Annotated in this window: 13 protein-coding genes and 1 pseudogene; 9 read left to right on the top strand and 5 right to left on the bottom strand. The window is 56.9% G+C overall.

Features of this window, described 5'->3' with window-relative positions; all coding sequences use genetic code 11:
• The first annotated feature begins 18 nt into the window (after positions 1-18).
• A complete protein-coding gene (locus tag N7578_RS16000) occupies positions 19-1,800 on the top strand; it encodes a chloride channel protein (RefSeq protein WP_311111269.1) in 1,782 nt (593 codons plus the stop codon).
• A gap of 601 nt (positions 1,801-2,401) precedes the next feature.
• On the opposite strand, the pseudogene N7578_RS23775 reads toward N7578_RS16000, so the two are convergent.
• The 4 genes and pseudogenes from N7578_RS23775 to N7578_RS15985 all read right to left on the bottom strand — a co-directional run.
• Positions 2,402-2,551: pseudogene (locus tag N7578_RS23775) on the bottom strand (pyruvate/2-oxoglutarate dehydrogenase complex dihydrolipoamide dehydrogenase); the annotation flags it as partial.
• Between the two features lie 126 nt (positions 2,552-2,677).
• Positions 2,678-3,508: an alpha/beta hydrolase gene (locus N7578_RS15995; RefSeq protein WP_311112530.1), complete on the bottom strand. Its 831-nt coding sequence runs from the start codon at positions 3,506-3,508 to the stop codon at positions 2,678-2,680.
• Positions 3,509-3,852: 344 nt separating this feature from the next.
• Positions 3,853-4,782: an MBL fold metallo-hydrolase gene (locus tag N7578_RS15990; protein WP_311111268.1), complete on the bottom strand. Its 930-nt coding sequence runs from the start codon at positions 4,780-4,782 to the stop codon at positions 3,853-3,855.
• A gap of 106 nt (positions 4,783-4,888) precedes the next feature.
• A complete protein-coding gene (locus N7578_RS15985) occupies positions 4,889-7,810 on the bottom strand; it encodes a winged helix-turn-helix domain-containing protein (RefSeq protein ID WP_311111267.1) in 2,922 nt (973 codons plus the stop codon).
• 474 nt (positions 7,811-8,284) lie between these two features.
• On the opposite strand from N7578_RS15985, the gene N7578_RS15980 reads away from it, so the two are divergent.
• Positions 8,285-8,740 carry a hypothetical protein gene (locus tag N7578_RS15980; RefSeq protein ID WP_311111266.1) on the top strand — a complete coding sequence of 152 codons (456 nt, stop codon included), beginning with the start codon at positions 8,285-8,287 and terminating at the stop codon, positions 8,738-8,740.
• 255 nt (positions 8,741-8,995) lie between these two features.
• Here the strand turns inward: N7578_RS15980 and N7578_RS15975 are convergent, their stop codons facing one another.
• Complete coding sequence (locus N7578_RS15975) at positions 8,996-9,862, bottom strand: LysR family transcriptional regulator (protein ID WP_311111265.1); 867 nt, start codon at positions 9,860-9,862, stop codon at positions 8,996-8,998.
• Positions 9,863-9,956: 94 nt separating this feature from the next.
• On the opposite strand from N7578_RS15975, the gene N7578_RS15970 reads away from it, so the two are divergent.
• From N7578_RS15970 to N7578_RS15940, 7 genes are all read left to right on the top strand, one after another.
• Entirely contained in the window at positions 9,957-10,370 is a 414-nt protein-coding gene (locus N7578_RS15970) for a VOC family protein (protein ID WP_311111264.1), read from the top strand.
• Positions 10,371-11,202: 832 nt separating this feature from the next.
• On the top strand, positions 11,203-12,237 hold the full coding sequence (locus tag N7578_RS15965) for an ABC transporter substrate-binding protein (protein ID WP_311111263.1): 1,035 nt from the start codon (positions 11,203-11,205) through the stop codon (positions 12,235-12,237).
• 4 nt (positions 12,238-12,241) lie between these two features.
• The gene (locus N7578_RS15960) at positions 12,242-13,045 is read left to right on the top strand and encodes an ABC transporter ATP-binding protein (RefSeq protein ID WP_311111262.1); all 804 of its coding nucleotides are present in this window, start codon (positions 12,242-12,244) and stop codon (positions 13,043-13,045) included.
• A 32-nt stretch (positions 13,046-13,077) separates the two neighbouring features.
• Positions 13,078-13,878 carry an ABC transporter permease gene (locus tag N7578_RS15955; RefSeq protein ID WP_311112529.1) on the top strand — a complete coding sequence of 267 codons (801 nt, stop codon included), beginning with the start codon at positions 13,078-13,080 and terminating at the stop codon, positions 13,876-13,878.
• A 10-nt stretch (positions 13,879-13,888) separates the two neighbouring features.
• Positions 13,889-15,262: an FAD-dependent oxidoreductase gene (locus N7578_RS15950; protein ID WP_311112528.1), complete on the top strand. Its 1,374-nt coding sequence runs from the start codon at positions 13,889-13,891 to the stop codon at positions 15,260-15,262.
• Complete coding sequence (locus N7578_RS15945; protein WP_311111261.1) at positions 15,259-16,416, top strand: CoA transferase; 1,158 nt, start codon at positions 15,259-15,261, stop codon at positions 16,414-16,416. Before N7578_RS15950 ends, N7578_RS15945 begins: the two co-directional genes overlap by 4 nt.
• The gene (locus N7578_RS15940; protein WP_311111260.1) at positions 16,413-17,198 is read left to right on the top strand and encodes an enoyl-CoA hydratase-related protein; all 786 of its coding nucleotides are present in this window, start codon (positions 16,413-16,415) and stop codon (positions 17,196-17,198) included. Before N7578_RS15945 ends, N7578_RS15940 begins: the two co-directional genes overlap by 4 nt.
• Positions 17,199-17,220: the final 22 nt, after the last annotated feature.

The raw sequence follows: 17,220 nt of genomic DNA, 5'->3' as shown, positions 1-17,220 counted from the left end.
CGCCTGCAAAGGAACATCATGTCGACCAAGCCTTTCCGTGCACCGAGTATGGCGAGCTTTTTCGATAATCTGCGTGCCAGCCGCCTGCGCGCCATGTTCCGGCGCGGCGAACTGGGTCTGGTGGCGCTTGCAGTTGTCATCGGCATTGCCGCCGGTCTTCTGGTGTCACTGATCGGTGCCTTGAGCACGGCGTTGCATGTTATGGTCTTCGGCGTTGAGCGATTGAGCAGCAGCGATCTGTCTGGGCAGGTGGTGCTGCTGGGACCGATGATCGGCGGCGTCATTCTTGGTGTCATTCTCTTCATCCTGTCGCGCACTCGCAAGAAACCGATGGTCGACCCCATCGAGGCCAATGCGTTGCATGGTGGACGTCTGTCGCTGACGGACAGCATTCTCGTCTGCATCCAGAATATTGTTTCCAATGGATTTGGCGCTTCCGTGGGGCTGGAGGCCGGTTACACGCAGATCGCCAGCGGCGTCGCATCGAAGCTCGGCATCAAGCTGAAACTGCGGCGAGGGGACATGCGTATCCTCGTCGGCTGCGGGGCGGCAGGTGCGATCGCGTCGGCCTTCAATGCGCCGCTGACCGGGGCGTTCTACGCCATCGAGCTCATCATCGGTACCTACACGGTCATCACGCTCGCGCCTCTGGTCGTCTCGGCGCTGGTCGCGACGGTCGTCACCGGCCTTATAGGCGGACACGGCCTGACGATCGACGTGTTTGACGCGAACAAAGTGACAGCGCCCGATTACGTCCCGACAATCATTCTCGGTATTCTCTGTGCGGTAATCGGTATCGGGCTGATGCAGACGGTGTCCTTCATCGAGGAAACGGCACGCAAGAGCGCCATTCCGAGCTGGCTGCGTCCGGCGATTGGTGGGACGGTCGTCGGTACGCTGGCGCTGATCTCTCCCCAGGTTCTTTCCAGCGGGCACGGCGCGCTGCACCTCAACATCGATGCCGACCTGCCGTTTTACGCGTTGGCAGGACTGTTCCTGCTGAAAGCCGCTGCCAGCGCCATTTCTATCGGCTCGAATTTCCGTGGCGGCCTGTTCTTCGCATCGCTGTTCATGGGCGCGCTGTTGGGCAAGATTTTCGCATTCTGCGTGCCCTATATCGGTTACGGTTCGACATCGCCGATCGTCTACGCCGTGATCGGCATGAGCGCCTTCGCCGCCGCGATTATCGGCGGGCCGTTGACCATGACATTCCTTGCGCTGGAACTTACCGGAGATTTTCAGATTTCGGTTCTGGTGCTGGCTGCCGTCATCACCACATCGCTCGTGGTGCGCACGACCTTCGGCTACTCATTCGCCACTTGGCGTTTTCATCTGCGCGGCGAAAGTATCCGAAGCGCCCATGACATCGGCTGGATACGTGATCTGACCGTCGGCAAGATGATGCGTGCCGATATCCGCAAGGCCAATGTCAGCATTGGGCTTGCGGCCTTCAAGGAGAAGTTTCCGCTGGGTTCAACGCAACGCGTTATCATGACCCACGATGACGGGCGGTACGCCGGCATCGTGCTGGTGCCTGATATCTATGCCGACCCGATGGACCGCGATCCGGACACCATAAGCCTCGAAACCTATCTGCAATACAAGAACGACGTCTTGCTGCCGACCATGAACGCCCGCCAGGCCGCCGCCGCTTTCGACGCCACCGAAAGCGAAGCGCTCGTTGTCGTCAACGACAGGATCGAAAACCGGCCGGTCGGCCTGCTGACGGAAAGTCACACTTTGCGGCGCTACAGCGAAGAACTAGAGCAGAGACGCCGCGAGGCATCTGGCGAATTGTAAGACGAGTGAGGGTGGCCAGGGCGATTTGCTATCGCCGATAGAGCATCTCAAAGAAAGGTTATCGACCGAAAACGCCGGTTTGCACAAGAAAACTGTCAATTCATCGAATCAGGAAGGGAAAGATGCGGCAAACCAGATCGGCAGGTGCAATCGCGAAGGACGTATCAGTGGGGTTGAGACAGTTTAAAAACAACGGCATCCAGCGCCATCGAGCTGTTTCTCTAGATTTCACCATCACAAAAGTTCCATAATCTATCTTATGCAATCTTGATGTGTGGCCGGGTGGGTTCAAGCTTGAAGTGCGACTTGCGAATGATACCAATGGGTTATCAGTCACAAGGAAGATGCAATGGAACGCACCTACTCCCACATTGGTCTTGATGAACGTCGTAAGATAGCCCGCTGGCGAACGGCCGGGCTGACTGTTAGTGCCATCGCTTGCAGTCGGCTCAACGCAACGCCGCGCAAATGCCTTGGCTATCGAACGCCTGCAGAAGTTTTCCGGAAGAAAGTTCTCGCGGAGATGCGGCATGCAAGTTAGCTTTGGATGCCCCGCAAGTCGCGGTTCAGCATGAACTCACACAGCGTTCGGAGTCGCCATGTCCTTTTTGATCGCCATGCCGAGGATTCGATCCGACACCTTCTGGTCGCCACCGTCGAGCAGGTTCGCGGCCACAACCTCGAAATCGTTGTAGGAGGTATGGGTGAAGGCCCCTCGCCCGTTGCAGTCGCCAAGAGCCCAAATGCCTTGCGAGAATCATGAGTATTGAAAATCCCCTCGTTTGAATTGCGGCCTGGATAGTACACGTGCTGCGGGGCTTTACCCGGGCGGAAAGCAGGTCAATCCCCGCGGCACGCGTTTGACGCCGCGCGGACGTCAGCTCTCAAAGAAGGTGAGCAAGTCGGCGTTCACGACGTCCGGATTTATCGTGCACATGCCGTGACCCAGGCCGGAATATGTCTTTAGCGTCCCGTTCTTCAGCAACTTGATCGAAAGCGGTGCTGCATCGGCGTAAGGCACGATCTGGTCGTCATCGCCGTGCATAACGAGGACCGGCAGATCGATTGCCTTTAGGTCTTCGGTGAAATCTGTCTCCGAGAAGGCCTTGATGCAGTCGTAGTGCGCCTTGGCACCACCCATCATGCCTTGTCTCCACCAATTCTGGATGATGCCTTCGGAGACCTGCGCACCCGGACGGTTGAAGCCATAGAACGGACCAGAAGGCACGTCGCGGTAAAACTGCGCGCGATTGGCGACCAGGGCTGCGCGAAAACCATCGAAGACCTCTATGGGAAGGCCGCCCGGGTTCTTCTCGGATTTGACCATGATCGGCGGGACGGCACCGATGATCACGGCCTTGGACACGCGCCCTTGCTTGGAGCGGGCGACATAGTGGACCACCTCGCCGCCGCCCGTCGAATGGCCGACATGGATGGCGTTCTTGAGGTCGAGCTTCTCGGCCAGCTCCGCGACATCGGCCGCGTAGGTATCCATTTCGTTGCCTGTGTCCGTCTGCGTGGAGCGGCCGTGACCGCGACGGTCATGGGCGATGACGCGGAATCCCTTGTTGAGGAAGAACATCATCTGGTTGTCCCAGTCGTCGGCGGATAGCGGCCAGCCGTGATGGAAGACCACCGCCTGAGCGTCTTTGGGACCCCAGTCCTTATAGAAGATTTCGGTACCGTCGGTCGTTGTGAGAATTCCCATGTTTGAAGTCCCCTGTTGAGTTGAGTTGGATTGCGTTGCGGCTGAAGCCCACTTGGGGAGCGACGCGACGGCGACCGCCGCGCCTCCGACGAGGAGGAAATCACGCCTGGTGGCGATCGGCTGCGCTGCGATGGCGGTACTGTTCATATCCGTCTCCGTGAAGCGAGATGCCTCTGTTGCGACGAGACGGACGGTGCCCTCGAGTTCGGTGTAAATCGAGTAAAGCGTCGTAAATTGATGATAAGGAGGAAGTGTAGAAGTGCTGACAGGTGCCCCATACAGGAGAGGCTGTAAGCAATGCTTCAGGCCTCCTGCATGGCTCCGATCTGTAGGTATCGACCGCGCTAGGCGATCCTGAACCGATACGCATCGCCCTGCCGCTCGGCGTAGCCGACGCCAGGATAGGTCCAGTGGTAGCCCAGGAGCTTGAGTTTCTCCGATGCAGCGCGGTCGAGGAGCATCCGCCGATTTTTCAGGGCCGTTTCCGGATCGGTGTCGAAGCCGAAATGCCATTGGGGATGCGCGAAGAAGATGACGTCGTTCGTGCAGGCGTCGCCGGTGATCAGCAGGTTGTCCCTTCCTGCGAGTTCGAGCGAGATGTGTCCTGGCGTGTGTCCTGGCGTGTCAACGACCGACATTCCGGGTACGATCTCGTCTCCTGCTTTCAATAGAGTAAGTCGGTCTTCGACCGCGAAAAGATCGCGTTGCGCCCCTTTTGCAAACCAATGAAGAGCCGCAGGCCTGCGTGTTTCGAATTGTTTGTCCGTCCAGAAGTCCCACTCTGCCTGGCTGATATAGTAATGCGCGTTCGGGTAGAGAACCTTGCCTTCCGGTGTAACGGTCGCCCCAGAGTGATCGGGATGCGCATGGGTGAATACAACCTTTGTGATCGACTCCGGCGCGACGCCTGCGGCCTTGAGATTTCCAGCCAACCGGCCCGCGCTCTCCTGGAAATTCACACCCGCGCCGTTGTCGATCAGGATAAGATCATTGTCATGGCGGATCAGCGGAACGTTAGCCTGAACAGGTGCTCCCGTCATGTCTCCACCGAGTGAAGTCAGTATCGACTTGCGCTCTCCGGGCGACGCATCGGGTAGGAGAACGTCTGCCGGGAGTGTCAGGAAGCCGTCGCTCAGGACTGTGATGTCAAAATTTCCATGATTAAACCGATGCGCCTCAGCCGCCCACACGGGCCTGGCAGAGAGCGCCGTGGCGGCGGCGGCCGTCGTTGCGAGAAACCTACGCCTTGTAACGCCTGCTGATGTCGAAATCATTTCTCGTCCTCCGACGGTTGGTATCGGCAGAAATCTCGTTCGGGTTTACACGAGTGGCGAGTAAATGGTTGTGAATCCGTGCGAACCGGTAAATCGGACACACCGGTTACCGAAGGTCGGCATTTCGACGCTCGCCCGCTCGCCTCGTAGATTTCTCGAGAGCCTGGGGTGATGAAACCTCTCCCTCATATCCCGCAAGCTCGGTTGAAAGATCGGTCCTTATGCGACGCTCCCAGGCCAACGCCTTCTGGGATCGCGCCATCTCAAGGCCGGCCTCGAAGAACTGATTGGCCGTTCCGATTGTTTCGGTCCCTCCCTCCAGAAGTATCAACCGCGCCTTGACCCGCAAGAGTTCGGGACGGCACCACCGCTCTCCGGAACTTTGACCATTGGCCAATGCGCTGTCGATAACGCGGTGGGCTTCGGAGAAGCGACCGAGACTGGCGAGCGCCTGAGCTTCCAGCGTCTGAAACGCCGACTTGAACAGCGTGAAGCCGGCTTTTTCCAGGACAGCCATGCTCGCACAGAGTTCCGCAAAGCACTCTTCCGCCCTTCCCTCGCGGAAGGTCAGGTCGGCGCGGAAACAACGCGCGTATGTATTCCACACGTCGAGTGAGAGGGACTTGGTGTGCTCAGCGAGGAGAGTGATATATTTCTCGGCCAGGTCAACCCTGTCCATGAGGAGCGTGATCGGGCATGCTGCTTCGGCGAGAACGTTGGTCAGCGAAAGCTCATCGGCGATGGACACCGTATAATCGACAGTCTCTTCGACCAGCCGAAGCGCTTTTTCGGTATTCCCCAGAACCCAATGACATCTTGCGAGTATGATATTGGCGGTGGATTTCTGGTCGAACTGGAACCTGGTTGTAGGGGGGAGCGCGTCGTATTCCTCGATCATTTGCTCCAGGAGGTCGCGCGCTTCGACATGCCGGCCGAGCCAATGCAGTGTCGCGCCCATGATCCGTTTGCTGATGACCAGGTCGATCGGCTCGCTCGACGTAACCGCACGCGCCTGGAACATCTGGGCCAGCTCCAGCCCGAGAAGCGGCTCGGCACGGTTAATGGCATCAACCCAGAGCGCCCAGACAGAGCGGAGCTGATAGTCGAGGTCGCCCAGTTCCTCGGCAATACGAAGGGCCGTGGTCCATGCATCGATCCCCTTCTGCGGCCCGTCGGTCGAGCGCATTTGCGGCCAGCCGAGAGCGGCGTAGAGCTTCATCCGGCTTCGTTCGTCGAGGCCGGGGTGTTTGTCGAGGTGGGCGATACCTTTGTTCACGAAGACGAAGCATTCGTCGAGAAGCGAGAAGCGCAGAAACAATGGCAGTGCCGCGACAGTCAATCGAACACCCGCGATCGCATCGCCATCCGGGTGAAAGGCCCAGTCCAACGCCTGTCGAAGGCTTGGTACGTGCTGTGAGAAGTCCTCGTGCAATTCGTCCGTCGGCGTCGAGTACAGTGTGTGCTCGTTCTCTTCGAACAGCCCGGAGAGAAAGCCCGCCAAGCGCGTGAACACGTCGGCAATCTCACCGCCTTCCATCAGTTTCTCGTATGCATAGAGGCGGGTCGTGTCGAGCAGACGGTACCGTTTCCCATCGGAGCCAGGCTCGATTGCAATAAGCGACTTGCTGACAAGATTGTCGATCACCTCGACTGCGTCACGACCATCGAGCAAAGCGAACGCTGACGTTGTCGTAAACACCCCCCTGAAGATTGACAGTTGCTGGAGCGCTCGCTGTTCCTCTGGCGGGAGAACCGTGTAGCTCCAGTCAAGGGTGGCGCGGAGGGTCTGATGACGAAGCAACGCCGTGCGCCTGCCGCGTGTCAAAATCCGAAAACGGTCGTTCAACGCGGCCGAAACTGCCTTTGCCGACATCGTGTCCATCCGCGCCGCTGCAAGCTCGATCGCAAGAGCCATGCCATCGAGCTTGCGGCAGATGTCCACGACATATGGTGCGTCTAGGTCGCTGAGTACATAGCCGCCCATGGCGGCCGCGGCCCGCTCGACGAACAGCTGGACGGCGGCAGATTCAAGCGCCTCAGCCGCTGTAACATGCTCCGGGGGGAGGCCTAGCGGGTCGAGACGATGGACCCACTCCCCGTACGCCCGCAAAGGCTCCCGGCTCGTCGTCACAAAACACGGCGTCGTGGTCAGGTTGAGGATCGTCTCAACGAAGACCGCCGCGTCCTGGACCACATGTTCGCAGCTATCCAGAACAATGATGACATCGCGGCCCTCGATCACCCCAGCGACCTCTGCATTTATGTCGTCGCTTCTCGAGGGGATTTCCAGCTTCGAAGCCACTTCTGTCGGAATCAACTCCCCATTACTGACCTCGGCAAGGTCGATCCATATGATGTCAGACGGCGAGCGTTCGACTACCACCCTGGCAACCGTTGACTTACCTATTCCACCCGGACCAGCGATGGTTAGCAGGCGCGATTTCGCGAGCTGCCCTAAGAGCAATTCGACGGCTCGTTCACGGCCGTAAATGGCAGGACCACCCCGTTGACGCCCGCGTGCCGTAGCGGGAGCCCTCGGAGGCTCGTCTGGTGACGACACCGCTGGTAGCCGACTTAGGATGACGGGCGAGATGAACTCATACCCGCGGCCCGGAACATTCGTGATGTAACGCGAAGCCGCCTTTGTGTCGCCGAGGGCCTTTCTCAGCGCCGAGATGTGAACGCGGAGGTTGGTGTCATCGACAAATGTATCAGGCCAAGCGTGTTTGACGATCTCGGCGTTCGTCAACAGTCGACCGGCGTTTGTGACGAGGAGCACCAGAATGTCGATCGCGCGACTGCCCACGGCGACGGGTTCTCCATCGCGCGTCAAAGTCCGCTTTGCCACCCTCAGCTCGAAGGGGCCGAATATGAATCCCTCTTCCACCGTCTGTCTCCATCGAGCGGAAGCAAAATAACACCCCGGTTTCATCGGTCGAATAAATTTTTTTGAAAAAAGTCGGTCCGAACGCCGGAGCGCGATCTTTAATCCCCAATTGCCATTCGCAGACTGGTCGGGCTCAGACATAGAGCCTAGAGCATTTCCGGTGAGTACGGGTAACCGGACATGCTCTATCCTTCAAACGTCGGGGCCTCGAAATCATTGCGCTGGATGCCGGCGGGAATCCCACCCACCCGGGGAACACAACGCAGGCAGACTGTCTTCGCAATACGAGCCGCGTCGCTTGAGAACTGGGCTCAAGACCGATGTGTATGATGTCCGGCCTGCCGGCGGGTGGTCCGGGCGACTGTCTGCCCAACTGGGTCGTTGTAAGCTGCCCCCCTGAAGTTCAGGAAACGTTGAATTATCAGTAGAATGACGTTCTGCTCCCCTTTTGGAGAGACGCCGTCGACGCAGAATCCCATGCCTCGGTCCAAAAAAGGGCCAGACCGTTCCATCACCCTCGCTACACCAGGTAGGGTATTTACAACGATTCACAACATGCAACTGGCGATCAAATATCTCTCCTCATAAACCCATTAATGAATGGGGGTAGATGCGATGACCGACACCGTTCCTTCTCGGGTTCTGATTCTGTTACCGGACGAAGACACGCCAGTCGTCTCAGTGGCATCACCGCTCAGACTGGCAGCCCTGTACTATCAATTTAAAAATGCGGGGTTGGAACTCGTGTTTGCCACGAGGTCCGGGGGCTTTTCGGCAGCTATGGGCGACATGCGCCGCTTTGCGGATACCCCCGTTGTTGCGAAGCTTATGGCCGACGCATACGCCCGAGACGAACTGTCGGAGTCCATCGCTCTTGAGGGGATCTATGTCGAAGATTTCGACGTGATGATTCACTTTGTGGAAGGATCAGAACTTGCGCTCCCCGAGGTCGGCAAGGTGATCTTAGAATTCCTGGATGTCGGCAAGGCGGTGATCGATTCTGAAACCCTTGACCCGGTTGAAGACGTCGTCTCGAGAATACGCGCATTAGTGTCGCGGCAAAGGAGTTAAAGCTCCGCTGAAACCTACACTATCTCATTGCTATTGCTGGCCGTCACATTGACGGCGCTGAACGGATTCGTAAGAGGCATAGACCACGGCGCGGAGCGTTTCAAACACCTCTCCTGCTCCGAAGCGACTGTGTTGCGCAATGCATTCCAGAGTAAACTGAAAAAATGACCCGCAGGAACGCATGACTGCAAAAGAGCGCTTGGGTTCGAGAAATTGCGCTATTCAAGAGACTTGAACTTTCGAGATACGCAGTCTTTAGCGATCGCCGCGCTTGAGTAAATCCAGAAGAAAAGCAACAGCTCTTGGCCGTGCCGGGATCGCTTCATGCATAAGCACTATGTTGCGGGAGAATGTTGTGCCGGACGAAGCTGAGATGATGTTGAAACCCGTCGGCACCAGGCCTTGCCACGCCGGAACGAGAGCGTTTCCCAGTCCCTGGGCTACCAGTATCGCAATTGTCTCCAGCGCATCGAGATCACAAACGATATCGGGCGAGAGATCGAAAGTTTCCATATATCTCGCAACGATACGGCCTCCCCAGGATCCGGGATCATACCGGATGAAAGGTTCTCCCGCAGCATGCTTCAAGACCTCATCCGCCGCTATATCAGCCCTGGTCATGTAAACTAGCGGTTCGCTTCTGATCCTGTGGCCAACCAATGATTTAGGTGGCGCAAAAGGCGGCTCGACAAGAATTGCAATATCGAGAGCGCCGGCAAGCAGTTGCTCGAACAGGTATAACGACGATCCCGGCACGAGCCGCAACTTCAGATCGGGAGCTTGCCTTGCCGTTTCGCGTATAAATGCAGGCAAAAGTCCGGTTAGTACTGTCGAAATCGCACCGATCTTCACCTCGCCTCTCAAATCTCCATCAAGCGCATCATCCATGAGATGAGCGCTCTCACGGATCAGAACCCGTGCACGAGGCAGCAATGCGAGGCATGTTTCGGTCGGCTGCACGGAATGCGCGCCGCGCGAGAAAAGCTTGCAGTTCAGGCTTCGTTCCAGAGCCTGGATGCGCTGGCTGATCGCGGCAGGCGTCAGCTTTTCCCGCCGGGCCGCACCCGTGATAGAGCCGGTTTCGATGACAGCAAGCAGGCTCTGCAGGAAGCGAATGTCCATATAGAAATCCTTATCCTCAGAGACACAAATTTATAGTTTCTCTTGCTCTACTGTAACCCTATGTTGGGATCAACATCATTCTGGAGAGTCGCCTATGAGATCACTTTTTCACCTCGCCTACCACGTGACCAGTCTTGACGAAGCACGGACTTTTTACGGGGATGTCCTTGGATGCGAGGAGGGGCGCAGTACGGACACCTGGGTTGATTTCGATTTCTTCGGACACCAGATTTCACTTCATCTAGGCAAGCCTTTCGAAGTAACGCGCACAGGAAAAGTCGGCGACCACATGGTAATGATGCCCCACCTGGGCGTGGTACTGCCACTGGAGGCATGGTTTGCGCTTGCTGACCGACTGGAGACGGCAGGTATTGCTTTCGATATTCCGCCCGTCGTGCGTTTTGAAGGCGAACCCGGTGAGCAAAGGACGATGTTCTTTTTCGATCCGAGCGGTAATCCCATCGAAGTCAAAGGCTTCAAGGATTTCGACAGCGTTTTCGCTCGTTAGATCATTTGCGACACAGTGCTTTCCAATCCGTGAAGCACGGCATAACGGCGTCGCTTTCGACATGGCCCGGGGTTGGGGAAGGCAGCTCCCCTGCCCCCGCCCGCAAGCGCGGCTTACACCCGCTTTACCTGATAATAATAGGCATCATATTCCGTTGCCACGGGGATGGTCTCGGCAACATTGCCTGTTACATGGTCAGTAACTTCACGGATATGCTTGCCTACGCTGGCAACCCACGGCCCCGTGCCGAACCTAGTGACGCCCTGATGCCCTTTACCATCAGACTTGCAGCGCGACCGTGAGCCTCCGAAATCGTGATCCTTGAAAATACATCATTGGCAAAACGCATTGCGTACACGGCCTCGGGAATGCTGCCGTTTTGCGGCGACGTGTGGCGAAATCTCGCGTACGTGTTTCATCTCGCCCTGCAACAGGGACAAGAGTGGAGCCGACGCTCATTCCTATAGGCCGCGTCATGCTTTCTGAAATGTCTCCAGTCCCAGAATTCCCCAACGGATCATTGATTCTATTACCCTTATCTGAGAACAAGCGGCCGCAATACGCTCTTTCGTGTGACGATACGCAAAATCTCGAAAGGGAAATACGGGAGTTTGTTCAGGCGGCATGAAAAACGCCATCTCCCCTGCATCAAATCTGATCTCGATGATGAAAAATAGGACAAACAGGTCGCGATTTATGCGTTGCTTTTTTGGCAATCAATGAGGCGAATAATTGTTCTTTATTAGAACACCTATGTTCGGCATGATCCCCTCAACGGCAGATAAGCCGTAGCACGCTACCCGCGAAGCTAGTTCTTATAAGGGGAACATACATGACTAGTTTTTTGATGAATCGCCGCCGTTTTATGGCGAACGCCGCCATTTTGGGTGGTGCGGCGACAATGCAGAATTTTATCAGCGTTCGCGCCGGGAATGCAGTCGATATCGCCGACGTCAGAATGCAACTGGGCTGGCTCGGCTCGAACGGCGTTCTTGGCGAAGTCGTGGCAAAGAAAAAGGGCTTTTATGACGAACAGGGTATCAATCTTGAAATCGTTCCTGGTGGCCCGAACATTGATGGTGTCGCGGGTGTCGCGTCGGGACAGGCTGCCGTTGGCCAGACATCGTCCAGCCCGGCCGTAATGCTGGCGCGCGGTGCGGGCATTCCGATCAAGGCGTTTCTCGCCGGTTATCAGAAACACCCCTTCACCTATTTCTCAGCGAGCAAAAGCCCGATTCATACACCACAGGATATGATCGGCAAAACGATCGCCACGCAGCCGACCGCCGTGATCCTGCTGAGAGCCCTTCTTGCGAAAAACGACATCGCAGAAGACAAGGTAACCATCGTCAACATGGGTTCGGATATGAACCAGCTTCTGACGGGCCAGGCACAGGCAGTCACCGGCTGGAATACCAATATCAACGCCATGAAGGTCCTTGGTGCAGACTCCGTACAAATGATGCTGTGGGACGCGGGCCTGAAGCTCTACGCAAACGTCTATTTCACCACAGACGACCAGATCGACCAGCACGGCGACGTTCTTGCGCGTTTCACGATGGCTACGGCAAAGGGCTGGGCCTATGCCCGCGACAACCAGGCCGAAGCGGTCGATATTCTGGTCGAGGCATTCCCTAACCTCGACAAGGCAAGCGAGCTTGAAGCTGCTGTCCCCGTTCTGGGCTACTCCTTTGGCGAAACGACAAAGAAGGACGGCTGGGGCACAATGAACAGGCAGACTTGGGTCGATCAGATCAAGGCTTATGCCGATCTCGGCCAGTTCAAGCAATCGGTGCCAACGCTGGAGGATGTTGTCAGCTTTTCCGTGCTGGAGGCAACAAGCGATTTCCGCAAGAAGTTGGGCTGAGATCATGCTGGCAATCAGGAACATCGAGGAAAGCCCGACCACGGCAAAAGCGGCAATTTCCATCAGAAACGTCTCGGTGCGTTTCGGAAAAGGCCAGAGCGAGTTTACCGCTCTTTCGGATGTCTCTCTGGACATTCCGGAAGGAGGCTTCGTGACGATGCTTGGACCTTCAGGTTGCGGAAAATCCACCCTGCTGCGCTGTATGGCAGACCTTGTACAGCCATCGCAGGGGCAGATATCCGTACTTGGCCAGACTCCGCAAGTCGCACGGGGGAATAGAGATTTCGCGTTTGTCTTTCAGGACGCGACGCTGCTTCCGTGGCGCAATGTGATCGACAATGTCTGCCTCCCCCTCGAAGTCGGGGGAGGCAAGTCACACGATCACGCCGACGCCCGCGAGCTGCTAGCGATGGTCGGTCTTGGCGGACGCGAGAAGGCATTGCCGCACGAGTTGTCTGGCGGCATGCGCCAGCGTGTTGCAATTGCGCGGGCTCTGGTGACCCGCCCCCGTATTCTGCTGATGGACGAGCCTTTCGGCGCACTCGACGAAATCACCCGTGACAAGCTCAATGAGGAGCTTTTACGCCTCTGGCAGGAAACGGGAACAACGATTGTCTTCGTCACCCACTCAATCCCTGAAGCCGCGTTTCTTGGCCAGAAGATTCTGATGCTGAAGGCCAATCCAGGTCGCGTAAAAGAATTTCTGGAGGTGAACCTTCCTGCGGGACGGTCGCTGGCCATACGCGATACCGTCGATTTTATTCAGGTAACCGCCCACCTGCGTGCATTGCTGGAGGAATGCCTGTGAGCAATTCAATCTCGACTACAGACACGATCAAAATGCAAAACGCGTCCCGAAAGGCGGTGTGGGCCGATATGACCATTGGCCTCTTCAGCCGCAATATGCCTGTCTTGCTGACGACGATCGGTCTCGTCGCAGCTTGGCAGATCGGGGTGACTGTCTTCAAGGTGCCAACCTTCATGGTGCCAAGCCCATGGGAAATCGTTCTGGCCTTCAGGGACAACGCGCCTATCCTCTGGAAGAACTTTCTCCCAACACTGCTCGAAGCATCGCTGGGCTTCATATTCGGAAACCTGATCGCCATTCTTCTGGCAATCTGGTTCGTGCACAGCACCGTGGCAGAACGGGCGATCTATCCGATTGCCGTCTTTATCAAGGCCATTCCAATAATAGCCCTCGCACCTATCCTGGTGCTGATCTTCGGCAACGGAATTGCCCCCAAGATCATTATCGCCGGTTTGATCTGCTTCTTTCCAACACTCGTCAACATGGTTCAAGGGCTGAAATCCGTCAGCCCGGCCATGCTTGATCTGATGCGGGTTCTGTCGGCGAACAAGCGAGAAGTTTTGTGGAAAGTCCAGCTACCGGCGTCCCTGCCCTTTCTGTTTGCCGCGCTCAAGATTGCCGCCACCAGCAGTGTCATGGGCGCTATCGTGGCGGAATGGATCGGTTCGAGTTTCGGACTTGGCGCACTCATCATCGAGGCCACTTATAATTTCCGCTCACCGCTGCTTTACGCAACCGTGGTGATCGCAGCCCTGACTGCGGTGGTTCTGTTCTCAATCGTATCGCTGGTCGAGACAAAAGTTGTCCGGTGGAAGCCGGCTGCTGCTCACTGAAGCAGCTTATCTGGAGGCAAATGAAATGACATCGATAATTGAATTGCCAGCGCGCGGCGTAAAAGTCGTGGATCGCTCGCATGTCGTCGTGGTTGGCGGTGGCCCTGCGGGCATTTCGGCGGCCGTTTCGGCAGCACGCAATGGCGCGAGCGTGACCCTGATTGAGCGCTACCCGTATCTCGGCGGTCTCGCATCCGGCGGCATGGTGCTGGTGCTTGACGATATGGTCAATGAAACCGAAGTCACCGTGCAGGGCATCTGCGTCGAGATGATTGGGCGCATGCAAAAGCGTGGCCTTTGCGTGGTTCCGGATGAACGTGACCGCATGATCGAATTTCGCGATACACCGGCGGCCTGGCAACGCTGGGCGCGCTGGGGCCTGTTCGATTTCCATACGCAAACCATGCCTCATCCCATCTGCTATTCCGCGGCCTTCGATCCCGATGCCTTCAAGCAGACGTCCTACGATCTGATTGCCGAGGCTGGCGTAAAGCTTCGCCTGCATAGCTGGTTCTCGTCCGCCATCATGGAAGGCAACCGGATTACCGGCGTTGTCTGCCAGACGAAAGCCGGACTGGAAGCGATCATGGGTAGCATCGTCATAGATACGACCGGGGATCTTGATGTCGCGGCCAATGCAGGTGCGGCAAACACCGAGTCCGATTTTATCCTCACCACTGTGTCGCGATGGGGCGGCGTCGATACCGATGCCGCTGAGCGTTTCGAGCGCGAGGAGCCCGAAACATTCAAGCAGCTTGATCATGAAGCGAAACGCCTGATCGGTGGATGCTGGTCGTTCTGGTGGTTGAAAACGCCGCTGCCAGGCGTCGTGTGGCTGAACTGCCCGCATATGCCGAAACTCAGCGGTTTGAAGGTAGAGGACCTGACCACGGCCGAGATTGAAGGCCGAAGCCGCATTGGTCGCCTGCTGGATTTCGCCCGCGAAAAAATGCCCGGCTTTGAAAATGCCTATGTGGTTGATTTCGCACCTCAAACCGGCGTTCGTCAGACGCGTCTTCTCGAAGGCTCCTATGTCGTGACAAAGGATGACGTGATGAATCGTCGGCATTTCGCAGATACGATCTGCCGTGGCCGCGACTACTACACGCCCTATCGCGCCATGCTGCCGAAGGATGTGGAGCAGATGATCGTTGCAGGACGTCACTATTCGGCGACACCGCAGGCCCAGAAATCAAGCCGCGAAATCCCGCCCTGCATGGCCATGGGCGAGGCCGCAGGCGTGGCCGCAGTGGTTGCCCTGAATGCCGGAGTCACGGCCCGACAAGCTGATATCACGAAGATCCGCAGTATCCTTCGCAACCAGGGTGCCGACCCCGGTGATATCCCCTCTGCAAATGCAAGCTATCTGGAGGCTGCAGAATGACAACTCTCCCGCTCGACGGTATCCGTGTCGTGGACTTCACGCAGGTGATGCTTGGCCCTTGCTGCACCCAGATGCTGGCCGATTATGGCGCGGACGTCATCAAGATCGAAAAGATGAAGATCGGGGATCTTTCCCGCTGGTCCGTGGGTTCGGACCCCGATGGACTTAACAACCCTGTCTTCACCTCGCTGAACCGTAACAAGCGCAGCCTGTCCGTCAATCTGAAGGACAAGCAATCTTGCGATGTCGTCCGGGAACTGCTTCGCCATGCCGATGTCGTCGTGAATAATTTCCGCCCCGGCGTGATGGAGCGCATTGGTTTTGGATACGACGATCTCAAAAAGATCAATCCGAAGCTGATCTTTGCCGTGGGCACAGGCTTCGGTCTCGAAGGCCCGTATCGCCACAAGGGCGGACAGGACACGCTGGCCCAAGCAATGACCGGCGTTATGCAGCGCAAGTCAGATTATACCCATCCAACGGCGATCTATTCGACGACGATTGCCGATTATTCGGCTGGTATGCATCTCGTACAGGGCATTCTTCTGGCGCTCCTGCATCGCGAAAAAACGGGTGAAGGCCAGCAGGTTGCCGTCAGCCTATACAGTTCGCTGATTGCCATGCAGATGCAGGAAGGCACCATGCACATGATGCGTGGCAAGGAACTCAACTGGTCGTCCTTTCCGCTCAGCGGTGTTTTCGAAACCACGGATAGCGCAATCGTCATGGTCGGCGCCTTCAAGGAAAATCCGCTTCGCGATATTTGCAATGCACTTGAGATCGATGATCTCTCGGCATTGTCCGAACATGCGGATTTCGATGCCCAGGCGCAGACACGCCCCCAATTACACGCCATTTTCCGGGCGCGTTTTGCCACGAACTCTACAGCACACTGGTTGAAGCGGCTTGAAGACGTCGATATTCTGTGCGCGCCAGTGCGCTCACTTCCCGAAGCGCTCGAAGATGAACAGACGTTGATAAACGGCCTTATTCTTGAAGTTGGCGAAACGGCGGCTGGCCCTGTTCGTGTCATCGGCTCACCCATTGAAATGTCTGCTGCGAAGGTTTCGGTTCGTCTGAAACCACCGAAACTTGGCGAACATAATGATGAGATCATCCAGTCCCTGGGCCTTCTCACGGGAGACGCGGCGTGAGTGTTCTCTTCAGCACCGAGAACCGCGTCGCGCGCGTAACCATCAACCGACCTGAGCGCATGAATGCCATTGATCCGGCAACAGAGCTGGAGCTGGAGCGCATCTGGCGCCTTATCGAGGCACGCGACGATATCAGTTGCGTTGTTCTCACCGGCGCAGGTGAACGGGCCTTTTCCGCTGGCGCTGATCTCAAGGGCGGAGCCACCGGTATCCAGAAAACCGGGCTGGAATACTGGGCGGAAAGCCGCCCCAGTGGGTTCGGCGGCATCGCGTTTCGAAAAAGCCTCGATATTCCGGTCATCGCCCGCGTCAACGGTTTTGCACTCGGCGGCGGCTTCGAGATGGTACTTGGCTGCGATATCGTCATCGCCAGCGACAATGCCCGTTTCGGACTACCAGAAGCCAGGGTTGGCCGAATGCCACTGGACGGAGGCATGGTGATGCTTCAGCGCAAGATTCCGTTTAACCAGGCCATGGGCATCATGATGACCGGACGGCAGTTCAGCGCGGTGGAAATGCAGGCATTCGGGATCGTCAACGAAGTCGTGACACCCGAAAATCTGGATGAGGCAGTAAATCGCTGGGTTGCCGAAATCGTCGCCTGCGCGCCTTTGTCTCTCAGGGCCATAAAACAGACGGTCAATCGCACCGGGCATCTTGCTCCCTCCGAAGCGCAGGCGCTCCGAACCCCCGCATTGCTGAAAGCCTTGAGCAGTGAAGATGCGAAGGAAGGCGTCCTTGCATTTCAAGAGAAAAGACAGCCCGTTTGGCGAGGGTGCTGAGCGTGCTATTCATTTCCGAAAA

It is taken from the genome of Agrobacterium tumefaciens, assembly GCF_031801495.1.
In the GTDB taxonomy this organism is placed as follows: domain Bacteria; phylum Pseudomonadota; class Alphaproteobacteria; order Rhizobiales; family Rhizobiaceae; genus Agrobacterium; species Agrobacterium tumefaciens_K.
The sequence above is the reverse complement of the archived record's forward strand: the minus strand, read 5'-3'. Positions and strand labels throughout refer to the sequence as shown.

Coding starts and splice junctions, on each gene's coding strand:
- N7578_RS16000 (WP_311111269.1), top strand. CDS start 19: ATGTCGACCAAGCCTTTCCGTGCACCGAGTATGGCGAGCTTTTTCGAT.
- N7578_RS15995 (WP_311112530.1), bottom strand. CDS start 3,508: ATGGGAATTCTCACAACGACCGACGGTACCGAAATCTTCTATAAGGAC.
- N7578_RS15990 (WP_311111268.1), bottom strand. CDS start 4,782: ATGATTTCGACATCAGCAGGCGTTACAAGGCGTAGGTTTCTCGCAACG.
- N7578_RS15985 (WP_311111267.1), bottom strand. CDS start 7,810: ATGTCTGAGCCCGACCAGTCTGCGAATGGCAATTGGGGATTAAAGATC.
- N7578_RS15980 (WP_311111266.1), top strand. CDS start 8,285: ATGACCGACACCGTTCCTTCTCGGGTTCTGATTCTGTTACCGGACGAA.
- N7578_RS15975 (WP_311111265.1), bottom strand. CDS start 9,862: ATGGACATTCGCTTCCTGCAGAGCCTGCTTGCTGTCATCGAAACCGGC.
- N7578_RS15970 (WP_311111264.1), top strand. CDS start 9,957: ATGAGATCACTTTTTCACCTCGCCTACCACGTGACCAGTCTTGACGAA.
- N7578_RS15965 (WP_311111263.1), top strand. CDS start 11,203: ATGACTAGTTTTTTGATGAATCGCCGCCGTTTTATGGCGAACGCCGCC.
- N7578_RS15960 (WP_311111262.1), top strand. CDS start 12,242: ATGCTGGCAATCAGGAACATCGAGGAAAGCCCGACCACGGCAAAAGCG.
- N7578_RS15955 (WP_311112529.1), top strand. CDS start 13,078: ATGCAAAACGCGTCCCGAAAGGCGGTGTGGGCCGATATGACCATTGGC.
- N7578_RS15945 (WP_311111261.1), top strand. CDS start 15,259: ATGACAACTCTCCCGCTCGACGGTATCCGTGTCGTGGACTTCACGCAG.